At 65.7% G+C, this 16,521-nt stretch carries 10 protein-coding genes; 4 read left to right on the top strand and 6 right to left on the bottom strand.

Features of this window, described 5'->3' with window-relative positions; translation table 11 throughout:
* Positions 1–11: 11 nt before the first annotated feature.
* The 4 genes from glgB to AB4Y34_RS05490 all read right to left on the bottom strand — a co-directional run bounded on the left by glgB (position 12) and on the right by AB4Y34_RS05490 (position 10,284).
* Complete coding sequence (gene glgB, locus AB4Y34_RS05505; RefSeq protein WP_368715473.1) at positions 12–2,222, bottom strand: 1,4-alpha-glucan branching protein GlgB; 2,211 nt, start codon at positions 2,220–2,222, stop codon at positions 12–14.
* A complete protein-coding gene (treS, locus tag AB4Y34_RS05500) occupies positions 2,215–5,682 on the bottom strand; it encodes a maltose alpha-D-glucosyltransferase (protein WP_368715472.1) in 3,468 nt (1,155 codons plus the stop codon). Before treS ends, glgB begins: the two co-directional genes overlap by 8 nt.
* Positions 5,679–9,131: a maltotransferase domain-containing protein gene (locus tag AB4Y34_RS05495; RefSeq protein ID WP_368715471.1), complete on the bottom strand. Its 3,453-nt coding sequence runs from the start codon at positions 9,129–9,131 to the stop codon at positions 5,679–5,681. Before AB4Y34_RS05495 ends, treS begins: the two co-directional genes overlap by 4 nt.
* Before the next feature lie 490 nt (positions 9,132–9,621).
* Positions 9,622–10,284, bottom strand: a complete 663-nt coding sequence (locus AB4Y34_RS05490) for a DUF1345 domain-containing protein (protein WP_176123338.1) — start codon at positions 10,282–10,284, stop codon at positions 9,622–9,624.
* A gap of 336 nt (positions 10,285–10,620) precedes the next feature.
* Here AB4Y34_RS05490 and AB4Y34_RS05485 point away from each other — a divergent pair, with 336 nt between their 5' ends.
* From AB4Y34_RS05485 to AB4Y34_RS05470, 4 genes are all read left to right on the top strand, one after another.
* Positions 10,621–11,247 (top strand): sugar dehydrogenase complex small subunit, encoded by a 627-nt coding sequence (locus tag AB4Y34_RS05485; RefSeq protein WP_176378887.1) that lies wholly within the window; start codon positions 10,621–10,623, stop codon positions 11,245–11,247.
* A gap of 80 nt (positions 11,248–11,327) precedes the next feature.
* A complete protein-coding gene (locus AB4Y34_RS05480; RefSeq protein WP_176378888.1) occupies positions 11,328–12,929 on the top strand; it encodes a GMC family oxidoreductase in 1,602 nt (533 codons plus the stop codon).
* A gap of 20 nt (positions 12,930–12,949) precedes the next feature.
* The gene (locus AB4Y34_RS05475; protein WP_368715470.1) at positions 12,950–14,380 is read left to right on the top strand and encodes a cytochrome c; all 1,431 of its coding nucleotides are present in this window, start codon (positions 12,950–12,952) and stop codon (positions 14,378–14,380) included.
* A 189-nt stretch (positions 14,381–14,569) separates the two neighbouring features.
* A complete protein-coding gene (locus AB4Y34_RS05470; RefSeq protein ID WP_255208723.1) occupies positions 14,570–15,307 on the top strand; it encodes a metallophosphoesterase in 738 nt (245 codons plus the stop codon).
* A 38-nt stretch (positions 15,308–15,345) separates the two neighbouring features.
* On the opposite strand, the gene AB4Y34_RS05465 is transcribed toward AB4Y34_RS05470, so the two are convergent.
* Positions 15,346–16,047, bottom strand: coding sequence for an RES family NAD+ phosphorylase (locus AB4Y34_RS05465; RefSeq protein WP_176107197.1), 702 nt, complete (start codon positions 16,045–16,047; stop codon positions 15,346–15,348).
* Complete coding sequence (locus AB4Y34_RS05460) at positions 16,044–16,406, bottom strand: MbcA/ParS/Xre antitoxin family protein (protein WP_018424156.1); 363 nt, start codon at positions 16,404–16,406, stop codon at positions 16,044–16,046. Before AB4Y34_RS05460 ends, AB4Y34_RS05465 begins: the two co-directional genes overlap by 4 nt.
* Positions 16,407–16,521 lie beyond the last annotated feature (115 nt).

Raw genomic sequence — 16,521 nt, 5'->3', positions numbered from 1 at the left:
AGCACGTTTCCTTAGTCCGCGCGCAATACGATCGTTGCGAGTGGCGGCAAAGTCAGCGCGGCGGAATGCGGCCTGCCGTGGCTCGATAGCTGGTCGGAATGGATCAGCCCGCCGTTGCCCGTGTTCGAGCCGCCGTACACGGCCGCATCGGTATTGAGCACTTCCACCCAGCGCCCGCCGCGCGGCATGCCGAGCCGATAGCCGAGTCGCGGCACCGGCGTCATGTTGCACACCACGACGAACTCCTGGCCCGCGCCGTCGGTGCGCCGATAGGCGAACACGCTGTTGGCGCTGTCGTCGCCGATCAACCATTCGAAGCCGCCCGGTTCGCTGTCGAGTAGATGCAGCGCCGGCTCGTTGCGATACAGATGGTTGAGGTCGCGCACCAGCAACTGCACGCCGTGGTGGGCCGGATCGTCGAGAAGATGCCAATGCGGCGAGCCGTCATGGTCGAACTCCGCCAACTGGCCGAATTCGCCGCCCATGAACATTAGCTTCTTGCCCGGGTGCGTCCACATGAAACCGAAGTACGCGCGCAAATTCGCGAAACGCTGCCAGCGGTCGCCGGGCATCTTGCCGAGCAGCGAGCCCTTGCCGTGCACCACCTCGTCATGCGACAGCGGCAGCACGAAGCGCTCGGAATACGCGTACACCATGCCGAACGTCATGTTGTGGTGGTGATACTGGCGATACACCGGGTCTTCGTGCATGTAGTGCAGCGTGTCGTGCATCCAGCCCATGTTCCACTTGAAGTCGAAGCCGAGACCGCCATCCGCGACGCGCGCAGTGACGCCCGGCCATGCGGTCGATTCCTCGGCGACCGTGATCGCGCCGGGTGCGCCCGGCACATAGCGGACTTCATGATTCAAGCGCTTCAGGAACGCGATCGATTCGAGATTCTCGCGGCCGCCATAAATGTTCGGCACCCACTCGCCGGCCGCGCGCGAGTAGTCGCGATACAGCATCGACGCGACCGCATCCACGCGCAGGCCGTCGACGTGATAGCGCTGCAGCCACGCGAGCCCCGACGCGATCAGGAACGCGCTGACCTCGTTGCGGCCGAGGTTGTAGATCATCGTGTTCCAGTCCTGGTGATAGCCCTCGCGCGGATCGGCATGTTCGTAGAGCGGCGTGCCGTCGAAATCGATCAGGCCATGCGCGTCGTTTGGGAAATGCGCGGGCACCCAGTCGAGAATCACGCCGAGCCCCGCTTCGTGCGCGCGATCGACGAAACGCGCGAACTGCTCGGGCTTGCCGAAGCGCGCGGACGGCGCGAACTGCCCGAGCGGCTGGTAGCCCCACGAGCCGCCGAACGGATGCTCGGCGATCGGCAGAAATTCGATGTGCGTGAAGCCCATGCTCTTCGCGTACGGAATCAGCCGCTCGGCGAGCTCTTCCCAGACGAGACCGCGCTGGCCTTCTTCGGCGATGCGCAGCCACGACTCCGCGTGCACTTCATAGATCGCGATCGGCGTGCGCGCGGTCTGCTTGCCGGCGCGCGACTGGATCCACTCGTGATCGGTCCACGGGAACTGCTCGATCTCGTCGACGTGCGCGACGATCGACGCGGTGCCCGGCGGCTTTTCCGTCTGCATCGCGCACGGATCGGCCTTCAAAGGCAGCGGATGGCCGTCGCGCGACAGCAGCTCGTACTTGTAGCGCGTGCCGGCGCCGACGCGCGGCACGAACAGCTCCCACACACCCGCCTCGTGACGCAGCCGCATCGGATGACGGCGGCCGTCCCACGCGTTGAAGTCGCCGACCACCGACACGCGCCGCGCATTCGGCGCCCACACCGCAAAACGCACGCCCGGCACGCCGTCGATGTCGACTGGCCGCGCGCCCAGACATTCGAGCACCGCGTACGGATCGCCGTGTGCGAGACGTTGGAGCGGCTCGTCGCCGAGCACCGGACCGAACGAATAGGTATCCTCCACTTCCTGCACGACGCCATGCCAGTCGATGCGCAACCGATACGGCATCGCCGACGTGATGCGGCCCGCGAACAGGCCAGGCCGCAATTGCTCGAGCTCGCCGAGCGTCGCGCCATCGGCGCGCGAAATCACGGTGACGTGCGCGGCATTCGGCAGCAGCGCGCGCACGATCGGACCCGCGTCCGTCTGATGCAGCCCCAGCTGCGAAAACGGATCGGGGTGGCGCGCTTCGACGAGCGCGTCGATATCGACGGGTTGAAGGCCTGCGGCCGGATCATGCTCACTCATAATCGCCCTCGGCCGGGTTGGGCGGCGTGGCGGAGCCGGACACCCGGGTTGATGGATCGTAATGCGGCGGTGCGCCGGTGTCGCCGAGCAGACGGCTCGTGAGCGCCGCGAGGCCGCGCACCGGTAAGCCGAGCCACGTCGGCCGGTTGGCCGCCTCGTAGCGAATCTCGTAAGCGGCCTTCTCGATCAGGAACAGATCGAGCAGCGCCTCTTCGGATTCGGGCGCGACGAGCGGTTCCGACGACTGAGCGGCGGCCGCGCGGTATTCAGCGAGGAACGCCGTGGTCGCGTGGGAGCGGAAGCGCTCGAACAGAGCACGCTTGCGATCGGCGGTCTGTTGCGGCGCGCTTTCGGTGGTCGATTGCGCGGCCGCGCTCGCATACGACAGCGAGCGCATCAGACCGGCTACGTCACGCAACGGGCTCGATTTCTGGCGACGCTCCTCGAGCGAACGCGCGGGCTCGCCCTCGAAGTCGATCAGATATGCGTCGCCGTGCGCGACCAATACCTGACCGAGATGGAAGTCGCCGTGGATGCGGATGCGCAACGCGCCCGCGTCGCCCGGCACGAGATTGTCGACCGCCTTGACCAGCGCGGCGCGCCGATCGATCAGACTTTGCGCGAGCCCCTTCGTGTCCGCGTCGCTCATCTCCGCGATGCGCGGCGCGAGCAGATCGAGCGCGCTCGCGAGCATCGTCTGCGTCGCGTCGACCCACGCTTTCACGTGCTCGGCGTTGGCATGTTCCGGCGCGAACGCGGGGTCGTCGCTCGGCGTGGCGAGCGCGACGTGCAGCTCGCCGAGTCGTCGGCCGATGATGCCCGCGAGTTCGCCGTAGCCGTCCAGCAAGATCGACTCGTTCGTGCGGTCGGGGGCGGTCTGCGTTTCGGTGTCGACCGCGATCGCGAGTTCGTCGACCGAGCGGCGCAGATAATCGAGCGACCAGTTCCACGCATCGCCCTGATTGTCGATAAAGCCCTGCAGGATCGCGAGCGTATGCGGCACGCCCTCGGGATCGACGCGCACCACTTCGCCATACAGCGGCGCGGTGTTCGCATAGCCGAGCTGCGTCAGATACCGGCTGATTTCCGCTTCCGGATGGATGCCGCTGACGAGCCGCCGCACCAGCTTCAGCACCGCGGCATCGGCGATGATGAGCGAGCTGTTGCTCTGCTCGGCCGCAAGCCAGCGTATCTCGGGCCGCTCGCCGAGATTGTCGAGTTCGGCGAAGCGCTCGGTCGGCAGGAACTTGATTTCGCTCTTCTGCACGGTCGGCACGACCGCGTGTTCGCGCATCTTGCGCAGCACGTTGTGCGCGAAGATCGGCAGCGAGAACGCGTCGGTCAGATGGCCGACGTTGCGGCCGCGCCGCACGCGCGCCAACGCGAGTTGCAGGAACAGCGGCGTGGTGGTTTCGCCGCCCCACGTGATCGCGATCGGCACCACGTAGCGCTCGGTGTGATCGCCGACGTCCGCTTCGATTTCAGTGAACGCGAAGCCGCCGTTCGGAATCGTGGTCAGCGCGGCGAGCCGCACCGCATGCATCTTCTGATCCTTCGACGCGAACCAGCGGCGCCGGCTCAGCCACGACGGCAGCACTTCGGATTCGAGGAGCCGCACGTTTTCGGGCGTCGGTCCGGTCTGCCCCTCGCGGATCACGATCGTCACGAACTCGGGCAGCGGCTCGGAATGCGCCTGCGCCCACGTCGGACGCCCACCGCCTTCGCACAGCATGAACCACAGGAAGCCGTACGGCGGGAACGTCAGCAGATAAGTCAGCTGGCCGATCGCGGGGAACACCGAATCGGCGGTCATCTCGATCGGCACGAAGCCGTTGAATTCGGACAGGTCCAGCTCGACCGCCTGCGGCGCCCGCGACAGATTCGCGACGCATAGGATCGGCGCCTCGCCGGGCATCTCGCGCAGATACGCGAGGATCTTGCGGTTTTCCGGTTTCAGAAAGCGGATCGTGCCGCGTCCGAAGGTCTGCTTCGCGCGCCGCGTCGCCAGCATGCGGCGCGTCCAGTTCAACAGCGAATGCGGGTCGCGGCTCTGCGCTTCGACGTTGACCGCGTCGAAGCCGTACAGCGTACCCATCACCGGCGGCAGCACCAGTTGCTCGGGGTCGGCGCGCGAGAAACCGCCGTTGCGATCCGACGACCACTGCATCGGCGTGCGCACGCCGTCGCGGTCGCCGAGGTGGATGTTGTCGCCCATGCCGAGTTCGTCGCCGTAGTAGATGACGGGGGTACCGGGCATCGACAGCAGCAGCGAGTTGATCAGCTCGATGCGGCGGCGGTCGCGCTCCATCAGCGGCGCGAGACGGCGGCGAATGCCGAGATTCAAACGTGCGCGGCGATCGCTCGCATAGGTGTTCCACAGATAGTCGCGCTCGGAATCGGTGACCATTTCGAGCGTCAGCTCGTCGTGATTGCGCAGGAAGATCGCCCACTGGTTCGAATCGGGGAGGTCCGGCGTCTGCTTCATGATGTCGGTGATCGGGAAGCGGTCCTCGCTCGCGATCGACATATAGATGCGCGGCATCAGCGGGAAGTGGAACGCCATATGGCATTCGTCTTCGTTGCCGAAGTACTCCTTGACGTCCTCGGGCCACTGGTTCGCCTCGGCGAGCAGCATCCGGTTCGGATACTCGGCGTCGATGGTCGCGCGAATCCGCTTCAGGATCTCGTGCGTTTCCGGCAGGTTCTCGTTGTTGGTGCCTTCACGCTCGACCAGGTACGGCACCGCATCGAGCCTTAGCCCATCGATTCCCATGTCGAGCCAGAAGCGCATCACCTGCAGCACCTCTCTCATCACCGCCGGATTGTCGAAGTTCAGATCGGGCTGGTGCGAGTAGAAGCGGTGCCAGTAGTACGCGCCCGCAACCGGATCGTGCGTCCAGTTCGACGGTTCCGAGTCGATGAAGATGATGCGCGTCTCCGCGTACTTCTGATCGGTATCGGACCACACGTAGTAGTTGCGATAGTTCGAGCCGGCCTTCGCGCGCCGTGCGCGCTGGAACCACGGGTGCTGATCCGACGTGTGGTTGATGACGAGCTCGGTGATCACGCGGATGCCGCGCGCGTGCGCTTCCTGGATGAAGCGCCGCACGTCCGCGAGCTGACCGTAGTCGGGATGCACGTTGCGGTAGTCGGCGATATCGTAGCCGTCGTCACGGCGTGGCGACGGATAGAACGGCAGCAGCCAGATCGCGTTGACGCCGAGCTCGGCGATGTAGTCGAGCTTGGCGATCAGGCCGGGGAAATCGCCGACGCCGTCGTTGTTCGCATCGAAAAACGACTTGATGTGCACCTGGTAGATGATCGCGTCCTTGTACCACAGCGGATCGTCGCTGAGCGCCGCGGGCTTGCCGCGCCGGCGCGTGCGTACCTTCGCCGCGGTGCCGACGGCCGCGGCCGTTTGCGCCTCGTGCGTGGATTGGGCTGGATCGTCGCGCTTCATGTTCCACCTTCCATCCAGGTTGGGGTGACAGCGTCTGCGGGAAGAGCGCTGTCGTGTTCGTGGTCGCTGTCCTCCGGGCGATCGGCGGGCAGGCCGCCTAGCGGCGCGATGCGCCAGATCGAGAACGGTTGGCCCGAGCCGAGCCGCACGTGCTGCCAGCGTCCGTGCCATTCGAAGCGTGCGCCGGTCATCTGGTCGATCACTTCGAGCGCGGCGTGGTCGTCCAGGTGCCAGCGCTGGAACGTGTCCCACGACAACTCGATGTCCGCGCCCTGTTCGTTGAACGGATCGAGATTGATCGCGACGACGATCACGTTGTCCCGCGACTCGGTCGCTTTCTCGAAGAACAGGATGTGATCGTTGTGCGCGGTGAGGAACGTGAGACCGAGATGCGTTTGCAGCGCCGGATTCGCGCGCCGGATGCGATTCAGTGCGGTGATCTCGCCGACGATATTGCCGGGCCGGTGCCAGTCCCACGCGCGCAACTGATACTTTTCAGAGTCCAGGTACTCTTCGCTGTTCGGCAGCGCGGTGGCCTCACACAGTTCGAAGCCGCTATACACGCCCCACAGACCGGCGAGTGTCGCGGCCAGCGCCGCGCGGACCAGAAAGCCCGTGCGTCCCTGCGATTGCAGATGGCGCGGGTTGATGTCCGGTGTATTGACGAAGAAGTTCGGCCGGTAGAAATCGCGCGCGCCGGTCTGCGTGAGCTCAACCATGTACTCGGTGAAGTCGCGCTTCGACTCGCGCCACGTGAAGTACGTGTACGACTGCGAGAAGCCGATCTTGCCGAGCCGGTTCATCATGCGCGGCCGCGTGAACGCTTCCGCGAGGAAAATGACATCAGGGTGGCGCGCACGCACGTCGGCAATCATCCATTCCCAGAACGGCAGCGGTTTGGTGTGCGGATTGTCGACGCGGAAAATGCGCACACCCGCGTCGACCCAGAACAGGATCACGTCGCGCAACGCGAGCCACAGGTCGGGCTTCGCATCGCGCGCGTAGAAGTCCGGGTTGACGATGTCCTGATACTTCTTCGGCGGATTCTCGGCGTAGCGCAGCGTGCCGTCGGGGCGCCACGCGAACCACGTCGGATGCTCCTTCAGCCACGGGTGATCGGGCGAGCACTGGATCGCGAAGTCGAGCGCGATTTCGAGGCCGTGCGCATGCGCGGCGGCGAGCATCGCCTTGAAATCGTCGAGCGTGCCGAGCTGCGGATGCACGGCGGTGTGGCCGCCTTCGGCCGCGCCGATCGCATACGGACTGCCCACATCGCCCGGCTGCGCGGTCAGCGTGTTGTTGCGGCCCTTGCGGTTCGCGAGGCCGATCGGATGAATCGGCGGGAAGTACAGCACGTCGAAGCCCATGTCGCGGATGCGCGGCAGTTTCGCGGTGACATCCGCGAACGTGCCGTGGCGCGATTCGTCGTCGCTCATCGAGCGCGGGAAGATTTCGTACCAGCTCGCGAAATAGGCGGCGGTGCGTTCCGCGTCGATCTTGTAGGTCACCTGATCGCGGCTCAGAAACGGCCGGTGGCGCGCGGCGGTCATCGCTGCCGCGGTGGCGGGCGCGAGAATCAGCGCGAGCTTCTGTTCGGCGTCGGCCTTCTGGAAGTCGCGCACGATGTGTTCGAGCGATTCCTTGTCGGCGCCTTCGGCCGTCTCGACTTCGGCGAGCACGAGCGCGAACAGATGCGCGGCTTCGTCGAGTTCGATCTCGACGGTCTGGTTCGCCTTCAGCTTCTTCTGGATGTGCTCGACGAGCGACGCGAAGTCGTCGCGCCAAGCGATCACGGTGAATTCGTAGCGGCCGATCCGTTCGAGCGGAATGCGCGCGCTCCACAAGTCGAGACCGGCCGGCGGTGCGGGCGACATCAGTTCTTCGTGCCACGCGGTTTCGTCGGCCGCGCGCCACAGCACGGCGGCCGCGATCTTGTCGTGACCTTCGGCGAAGATCGCCGCGCGAATCTCCGCGCGCTCGCCGACGCTGCGCTTGGCCGCGAAGCGGCCGTTTTCAACCGACGGCGACACGCTCTCGATCGCGACGCGCGGCGCCTCGATCGCGTCGAGCACGGTCTTGTGGCCGCTGCGCTTGCTGTTCGACTTGTCGATGGGCGGCGCGAGGTAGATCGGCTGTTCCGCGAACGCGCGCAGCAGCCGCACCGCGCCGGGCGCAAGCGCGAACGGCGCGAGGGCCGCGGGTTCGTTTCGGCCGCGTGCATCGAGCGGCACGAAGCGCGTAAAGCTGCCCGGCACGCCCGCGAGGAAGCGCGCGGGATCGACCCGCACTGGCGCGCCGAGTTCGGGATTCACGGCGATCAGGAGTGCTTCGCTGGCGTCGCGCAGATCGGCCGCGTCGGCGCGCAGCAGAACCGCGGCCGATGCCCCGGGTCCGCTCAATTGGCGCAATTCACCGTTGGCGTGCAGCGTCGGCGTATTGCGCGCGAAGTCGTTCGCCTGGGTGACGGCGGCGCTCAGATCGAAGCGGCGTGACTGCACGGCGCGCGCGAACTGCGCGGCGTCGCCGCGCGTTTGCGACATCGGTTCGGCGATGCCGTATTCGAAGCCCATCGGCATCATCCAGCCGCTGCCCACTGCAACCGACGTGAACAGCGCGCGTCGATACGCCCGCTCGACGATCGCCGCATCGTGCACGTCGCTCAACTCGGCGGCGAGGCGCGTGCCGTACGGCGCCTCGGGAAAGGCGATCGGCGCGCCGACGCGCGCGAGCGCCGCATGCTCCTCGGCCATCCAGCTCGAACGGAAGTCCCACCAGCGCACCGACGAAAACGCGCTGTCGAAGCCGGCTGCCTCGAGACCGGGCAGGTCGCCGCGCGCGAGGCCCGGCGTGGCCGCGAGAAAGCGCACGTGCGGATGCTTCGCACGCACTTCATCGCCGAGCTGACGCCATACGGCAGCCGGCACGCGATGCGGCGAATCGAAACGGAAGCCGCCCACCCCCGCCTCGGCGAGCGCGAGCAGTTGCTGGGCCCACCAGACGCACAGCGAGGCACTCGTCGCGGGGTCGTCGAAATTCGCGTAGGCGACGTTGTCTTCGCGATGCACGTGGCGCGGATCGAGCCGCGCGAGCTCGGACTCGCGCGCGTGAAACCAGTCCGAATGTTCGCTGTACAGCACGCCGTCGGCGGCCACGCGGTCGATCACCAGATCGATCAGCAGCGTCAGATTATTGCGGCGCGCGGCATCGGCGAGCATGCGCACGGCGTCGGGCACCGAATGCTGTGCCTCGAACACCGGATGCAGCCGCGCGTGATTGCCAACCACCTGAGCGTGGCCCGCCTGGCCCGGCTCGAACAGCCCGGCGATCAACGCGTGATCGAAGCCGAGCCCGGCCGCGTGAGCGAACTGCGCGGGCCAGGCATCGAGGGGCCCGACGAGAAGAGAGTGAAAAAAGTAAATCCGCGGCGCGTACCCGTTTGGAGGTTCCATCGGTCGTTTCCAGAGTTGTCCTGCTGCGGTGTGGATGCAGTTGGCATGCGATCACAGCGCTCATTGGGCTTCCCGAGCCGGATACCGCGCGATGCGTCAGCGGGGGCACGTATTGGTCAATGTAGTGCAAAGATCGTCACCCCGCTGGCCAGTCGCGGGTGCTTTCGCGCCAGACGCCGGTCCGGTGGGACTGGTCGTCACTCGTCGCCGAAAGGGAGCAAACCATGTGCCAACGCGGCGGCCCGCTAGCGGGAAAAGGGGGAGGTTACGTTGAGATGGCGGGTGCCGAAGGTGCGCGCCCGCACGGAGCGCGCGCGATTAAGCGGGCATTGTTACGCACGCCGCGGCTGGCGCGGCATGTAAAACGGGACGACGCGGGTCGGATTTACACAGACGGACGCGCGCAGCCAGGGTGACGCTCGCGTGGCAGCCATGTGGCACGCGCGTGGCATTCGCATGAAATTCATCCGAGCGCCGCGCAATGGCCGAGTCACGAACCCAGCAGCCCCGCCGCGATGTTCACGCACAAGCCGAGCACCGCGACGTTGAAGTAGAACGACAGGACCGATTGCGCGAGTGTCGCGCGACGAATTTCGCGCGAACGCAGCACCACGTCGGAGGTCTGCGACGCGACCGCGATCGTGAACGAGTAGTACAGGAAGTCCCAGTAGTTCGGCAGTAAATGATGATCGGGAAATTTCAACGCGGTCTCTTTCGCGTCGGTGCCGTAGTAGAGGCGCGCGTAGTGCAGCGTGAAGATCGTCGGAATCAGAAACCATGCGCCGATCAGCGTCAGACCGGTCAGCAGGTAGTGCCAGAAGGTCGTTGCGCCGCCCGAGCCTTTGGCCGTCGCCAGTTCGAGCACGATCGCGGCGATGCTTGCGATCGTCGCGACGCAGATCACGACCAGCACGACGCCCGCGTTTTCGTCGTCGCGTATCGCGCGTTCGCGCACGCGGTGCTCGTCGGCGAGAGCCATGTGCACCCAGATCATCAGCAGGTAGCTCCAGATGGCGGCGTCCCAGCCGATCAGTGTGCGCGCCATCGGGCTCGTATGATCGGGCACGAGGAACGCGACGACGATCCCGATCACGAGGCCGATCACCGTGCGGGGCCGATTGCGAAGAACTTGCGGATAGTAGTTGATGGACATGAGTCGAGATGGACGACAAAGTGTAGGGCAGTCGGTGTCGCTGATTCTACGCGTGCAACGAGGACCGATTGTCGAATGGTGGGTCACAGGCTATAGTCTTTCGCAGCGGCCTTGCGCGCCGCTTTCAGTTGAAAGGCGATTGGCAGAAAACGGCAGCACTCGTTGCGCTCATGCATACAGCGCCACACATGTGCGTGCGTGAATCGCGCGCACGGATTCGAGACCGCTGAAGCGGCGTCAGACCAGGTTTGGGGAAGAGCAAACGAAGCGGCACACGAACGGCATCATGCCTTCCCCGCGCAGCTCGTCGAGAACGACTCATCATCTGGAGCCCCCATGACAGATGTTCCTGAGGATAACGATGCGCATCCCCACATGACGCATCGGCAAGGAGCGAAGTCCTATCGCAGTGCCACGCGTTTCACCGGTTTGTCCCCGTCGTTTTCCGCTTCGCGCAGGGCATGGGTGCTCGGTTCGTGCGCGGCGGCCGCGGCGCTCGCGTTCGCCGGCGCGAGCCGTTCGCTGTCGTGGATCGCGCCCGCGTTCGCCGCTACGCCGCCAGCCGGCGGCGGACTCGATGCCTTCCTCGCGCTTTCGCAACACCTCACCGGCCGTAGCAGTTTCGACACCGTGCTCGGCCAGCGTGTCTACGATGCGCTGTCGCGTGCCGATAACCAGTTCGCGCAGAACGTCGCCGCGCTGAACACCTGGCTGCAAGGCCACGGCGGCGTGCCGTCCGATACCGTCACGCAGGCGCTGCGGACCGACCGGCCCGCGCTCGCAAAAGCGGTCGGCGCGATCATGCGCGCGTGGTATCTCGGACTCGTCGGCGACATGCCGCACGTCCAGGTGATCGCGTATGAAAAGGCGCTGATGTTCGCGCCTGTGCAAGACGTGCTCACGATTCCCTCCTATTGCCGCGACGTGCCGTTCTACTGGACGCAGAAGCCGCTGCAGGCGTAAGCCGCGCGGGCTCGCCAGCGGGCCACGCCAGCAGCGCACGAACCAAGCCCGCAACAGGCAGAGCACCGGAGAGAGAAACGATGGCAAACACACAATCCGCCGATATCGTCGTGGTCGGCTCGGGCGTCGCCGGCAGTCTGGTTGCGCATCAGCTGGCACTGGCGGGCGCGTCGGTGATCCTGCTCGAAGCCGGGCCGCGCATTGCGCGCTGGCAGATCGTCGAGAACTTCCGCAATTCGCCGGCCAAGTCCGACTTCGCGACGCCGTATCCGTCGACGCCTTACGCGCCGCATCCCGAATACGCGCCCGCGAACAACTACCTGATCCAGAAGGGCGATTATCCGTACAACTCACAATACGTGCGGCTCGTCGGCGGCACGACGTGGCACTGGGCGGCCGCCGCGTGGCGGCTGCTGCCGTCGGACTTCCAGTTGCACAAGCTGTATGGCGTCGGGCGCGACTGGCCGTATCCGTACGAAGCGCTCGAGCCGTGGTACGTGGCCGCCGAAGTGCAGCTCGGCGTGTCCGGTCCGGATAGTTCGATCGATCTCGGTTCGCCGCGCTCGAAGCCCTATCCGATGCAGCAGTTGCCGCTGTCGTACATGGATCAGCGTTTCAGCGACGTGCTCAACGCACAGGGCTTCAAGGTCGTGCCCGAACCGGTTGCGCGCAACAGCCGGCCGTACGATGCGCGGCCGACCTGCTGCGGCAACAACAACTGCATGCCGATCTGCCCGATCGCCGCGATGTACAACGGCGTGATCCATGCGGAGAAGGCCGAGCAGGCCGGTGCGAAACTGGTTCCCGAAGCGGTCGTGTATCGCATCGAAGCGGACGACAAACGGCTCATCACCGCGGTCCACTACAAGGACCCGAACGGCAATAGCACACGCGTCACCGGCAAGCTGTTCGTGCTTGCGGCGAACGGCATCGAAACGCCGAAGCTGATGCTGATGTCGACCACGGAAAAATTCCCGCACGGCGTCGGCAACAGCTCCGATCAGGTCGGGCGCAATCTGATGGACCATCCGGGCACCGGCGTCACGTTTCTCGCGAACGAACCGCTGTGGCCCGGCCGCGGCCCGATGGAGATGACCTCGATCGTCAACTTCCGCGACGGTGCGTTCCGCTCCGACTACGCGTCGAAGAAGCTGCATCTGTCGAACGGCGTGCCGACCATGGGCGTTACCGCCGATCTGCTGAAAAAAGGCCTGACCGGCGCCGAGCTCGACCGGCAGATTCGCGACCGCGCGGCACGCACGCTGAGCATCAACAGCTTTCACGAACATCTGCCGGAGCCGCAGAACCGCATCGTGCCGTCGGCGGATCACAAGGACGCGCTCGGCATTGCGCAGCCCGAGATCTACTACTCGATCAACGACTACGTGAAGAAGAGCGCCGCCGATACGCACGAACAGTATGCGAAGATCGCGGCGCTATTCGGCGGCACCGAAGTCTCGTTCGACGACAGCTTCGCGCCGAACAATCACATCATGGGCACGACGATCATGGGCAGCGATGCGGCGAGTTCGGTCGTCGACGCGGACTGCCGCACGCACGATCATGCGAACCTGTTCATCGCCAGCAGCGGCGTGATGCCTACCGCCGCGTCGGTGAACTGCACGCTGACGATCGCGGCCTTGTCGCTGAAGCTGGCCGACAAGCTGAAGCGCGAAATTTGAGCGCTGACCGGAGAGCCACAATGCTGAAGAACACCTCTCGCGTACAGCTGGATTCTGCGCGGATGCACGTGGCCCAGCGCCGCCGCTTCGGCGGGGCCGCGCTCGCAGCCGCGTTTTCGCTGTTCGCGCTGTCGATTGCGTGGCACGAGTCGCACGGCCCGGACGCAGTTTCGACCGACGAAATGCCGATCACCCAGGCGCGCGCCGACGACGCGGCGCAGGCGTCGGACGGCAGCCCGGCCACGCTCGACGGCAGCGCCGCGAATGGCGAACTCGTGAAGCGCGGCCAATACCTGACCCGTGCCGCCGATTGCGCGGCCTGTCATACGGCCGACAAGTCGCGCCCATTCGCGGGCGGCCTGCCGATCGGCACACCGTTCGGCACGATCGTGACGCCCAACATCACGCCCGATCCCGACACCGGCATCGGCCGATGGAGCGACGCGGATTTCATGCGCGCGATGCACGAAGGCATCGGCAAGGGCGGCGAGCGGCTCTATCCGGCGTTTCCGTACACGGCCTACACGCGCGTGACCAAGGAGGACGTGCTCGCGATCCGCGCTTATCTGAACACGCTCACGCCGATTCACTACACGCCGCCCGCGAACAGCCTCAAATTCCCGTTCAATCAGCGCTGGCTGATGGTGTTCTGGAACATGTTCAACTTCACCGAAGGGCGCTTCGTGCCGGACCCGAAGCAGAGCGCCGAATGGAACCGAGGCGCGTATCTGGTCGAAGGGCTCGCGCATTGCGAGGAATGCCATACGCCGCGCAATTTTATGCAGGGGCTGCAGTCCAGCGCGCGTTTCTCCGGTGCGGTGCAGGCCGGCTGGCACGCGTTCAATATCACGCCGGACAAGCTGAGCGGCGTCGGCAACTGGCGCGACGACGAACTCACGTCGTATCTGTCGACCGGCGCGGCGCCGGGCCGCGCGAACGCGGCCGGACCGATGGGCGAAGTGGTCGCGAACAGCACGCAGTATCTGACGCCGGTGGATCTGCGCTCGATCGTCGCGTTCTTGCGCTCGGTGCCGGCCGTGAGCGGCGGTGACGCGCGTCCTCGTCATCAATGGGGCAATCCCGCCAACGATGTCGCTGCGCTGCGCGGCACCGCGATCACCGGCGTGAACGGCGCGCAGCTGTTCGTCGCCAATTGCGCGACCTGCCATAACTGGACCGGGCAGGGCGTGGGCGCGAGCGCGCCGGGCGCGTATCCGTCGCTGATCCACAACTCGACGGTCGGCGCGAACGACGCGAACAATCTCGCGTTGGTGATTCTGCACGGCGTGAACCGCACCACCACGCACGCGGACGTGCTGATGCCCGGCTTCGGCGGCCATCTCGACGACGAGCAGATCGCGGCGATCACCAACTACGTGACGAAACAGTTCGGCAATCCGCAGGCGACGATCACGACCGGCCAGGTGGCGAAGCTGCGCACGCTGCAATAGCAGGCGAGGCGGCTCGGGCGCCGCGGCAGGAGTGACTCGCGAAAATATGCAATTCCGGTAACGCATACCGCGAATGTGTCGTTTCAGCGTCGTTTTTGCGTCGTTCGATGTCTTTCTTGCTCGATGAGGCGTGCGGATACGATAGGCACCCCGCATACGCGGGCGCGTCGGCGGCATTATCATGATGAGATGAATGCCATTCCCGCCAACTTCGTTCAACATCACGACGCCAACGAGGCCGGCCGCGATTTCGTGGTCGGCGATCTGCACGGTTGCGTCGATGCGTTGCGCTACCTGCTGCGTCAGATCGCGTTCGATCCGACGTGCGACCGGTTGTTTTCGGTCGGCGACCTGGTCGATCGGGGCGAGCACTCGGAGCAGGCGCTCGCGCTGCTCGCGAAGCCGTGGTTCTATGCGGTGCTCGGCAATCACGAAGACGCGCTGTGCGCGGTCGCCGACGGCCGCTTGCGGCGGCAGTGGTGGTACGGCATCGGCGGCGGGTGGGCGGCCGACGTGCCCGACGAACGTCTGCGTTACTACGCCGAGCATCTGCGCACGCTGCCGCTCGTGCGCGTGATCGGCAGCGGCAAGACGCGCTTCAACGTTCTGCACGCCGAATTTTTCGGCTCAGATGCCGATCTCGACGCGGGCAATTATTCGGCCGAAACGCGCCAGCAATTGCTGTGGGGTCGCGAGCTCGCGCTCGGTCACGGCGATCCGCTGCGGCAGCGCGGGCTGTCGCTGACCTATTGCGGCCATACGCCGGTACGCGACATCACGCAGATCGGCTCGCAGGTGTTCATCGATACCGGCGCGTTCGGGCCGGACGGCACGCTGACGATCGTGCAGCCGCAGGCGCTGCGTCGCTGGTCGATCTCGGTCGAGGCCGCTCGCGCCGAAGGCGCGGCGGAACTGGCCTTGCCTTGAGCGGCTTGAAGTCGCCACGCGGCTGCGCCGCTCCTCTGTCACCCGACCTGGTTCAACTCGAACACCATATCCACGCTCGTGCCGTTCCAGTTGTATTCGAGGTAGGCCGCGTGATGGCAGTCGCGCAAGAGCGTCGTGCGGAACGCCGCGAGGCATTCGCCGGCGCTGTCGCGCACCGACGGATAGACGATGCCCGGCGCGCCCGCCTCGCGAACCGCGCGCCCGAGCGCCTGGCCGGCAACGTAGTCGTCGGGCGATAGCACGGCTTCATCGAGCTCGGGGTCGCGACGCAAGTCGACCACGCCGCCTTGCGCGACTACCGTGTAAAGACGCATCTGCTGACGCATCGGCGGCTCGGCGGTCGCTTTGAGGAACTGACCGGTGTGATAGCGCGTTTCGGCGATCGCCGTCTCGCGTGAACGCGCGCAGTAGAACACCCCATACGTGCCGTCGGAAAAACGGCTGCCAAGCGGATTCAGATGCGTAAGCGCGGCCATGATCGGCCCGTAGCCCGGCCCGAAGCGGCGCTCCTCGCGCGGCACCAGATCGAGTTCGCCGATTTCGGTGCGCAATCGGTCGTTGGTCATCGCTTCGAGCGCGTACAGCGCTTCGAAATCTTCCGGCGACGCGACGCGGTCGAACAGGTTGATGGCCGGAAAGCGCGTCGGAATCACACGATACGCGGGCGTCCAGTCGAGCGCGGCGCTGGTCCAGCGGTCCTGCCATTGCGGTTTTGTCACGCCCAGCCGCCTCGCATTGCGTCGAGATACTGGCGCACGGCCACGAGATCGCTGATGTTGCCCGCCAGCATGCGGTCCAGCGCGCGTTTACCGCCGAACGGCGGCGCGCTGTTGGGGCGTTTGACCCAGGTGTCGGCGGCGCTCGGCTGCGGCAGCAGAATCTGCAGCGCCTTGTAGATGCCAAGCAGCAGCGACAGTCGTTCCAGCGTGTCGTGGCTGAGGCGCGCGGTCTCGGGCGTCGCCCTCCACTTGAAGAACGTCGAGCGGCCCGGCTTGCCGAGCAGCACGATCTGCTCGTCGGCGCTCAGGTCCCAGTCGCGCGCGATGTTGAAGAACGCACGCAGACCCGCCGCGGACATCTGCGTCAGCGTGGGTTCGGAAAGCGATCGTCGCGGCGATGCCTCGGGCGAGGAAATTCGGGCAGCGTGAGCCATTTCGGGTAAGTCCCTATGTGTACTTTTTAATGATCTTAGT

The organism is Paraburkholderia sp. BR10954 (assembly GCF_040965775.1).
In the GTDB taxonomy this organism is placed as follows: domain Bacteria; phylum Pseudomonadota; class Gammaproteobacteria; order Burkholderiales; family Burkholderiaceae; genus Paraburkholderia; species Paraburkholderia youngii.
Note: the sequence above shows the minus strand (reverse complement) of the source record. Positions and strands in the feature narration are given on the sequence as shown.

Coding starts and splice junctions, on each gene's coding strand:
- AB4Y34_RS05490 (WP_176123338.1), bottom strand. CDS start 10,284: ATGTCCATCAACTACTATCCGCAAGTTCTTCGCAATCGGCCCCGCACG.
- treS (WP_368715472.1), bottom strand. CDS start 5,682: ATGAAGCGCGACGATCCAGCCCAATCCACGCACGAGGCGCAAACGGCC.
- AB4Y34_RS05480 (WP_176378888.1), top strand. CDS start 11,328: ATGGCAAACACACAATCCGCCGATATCGTCGTGGTCGGCTCGGGCGTC.
- AB4Y34_RS05475 (WP_368715470.1), top strand. CDS start 12,950: ATGCTGAAGAACACCTCTCGCGTACAGCTGGATTCTGCGCGGATGCAC.
- AB4Y34_RS05485 (WP_176378887.1), top strand. CDS start 10,621: ATGACAGATGTTCCTGAGGATAACGATGCGCATCCCCACATGACGCAT.
- AB4Y34_RS05460 (WP_018424156.1), bottom strand. CDS start 16,406: ATGTCCGCGGCGGGTCTGCGTGCGTTCTTCAACATCGCGCGCGACTGG.
- AB4Y34_RS05495 (WP_368715471.1), bottom strand. CDS start 9,131: ATGGAACCTCCAAACGGGTACGCGCCGCGGATTTACTTTTTTCACTCT.
- AB4Y34_RS05470 (WP_255208723.1), top strand. CDS start 14,570: ATGAATGCCATTCCCGCCAACTTCGTTCAACATCACGACGCCAACGAG.
- glgB (WP_368715473.1), bottom strand. CDS start 2,222: ATGAGTGAGCATGATCCGGCCGCAGGCCTTCAACCCGTCGATATCGAC.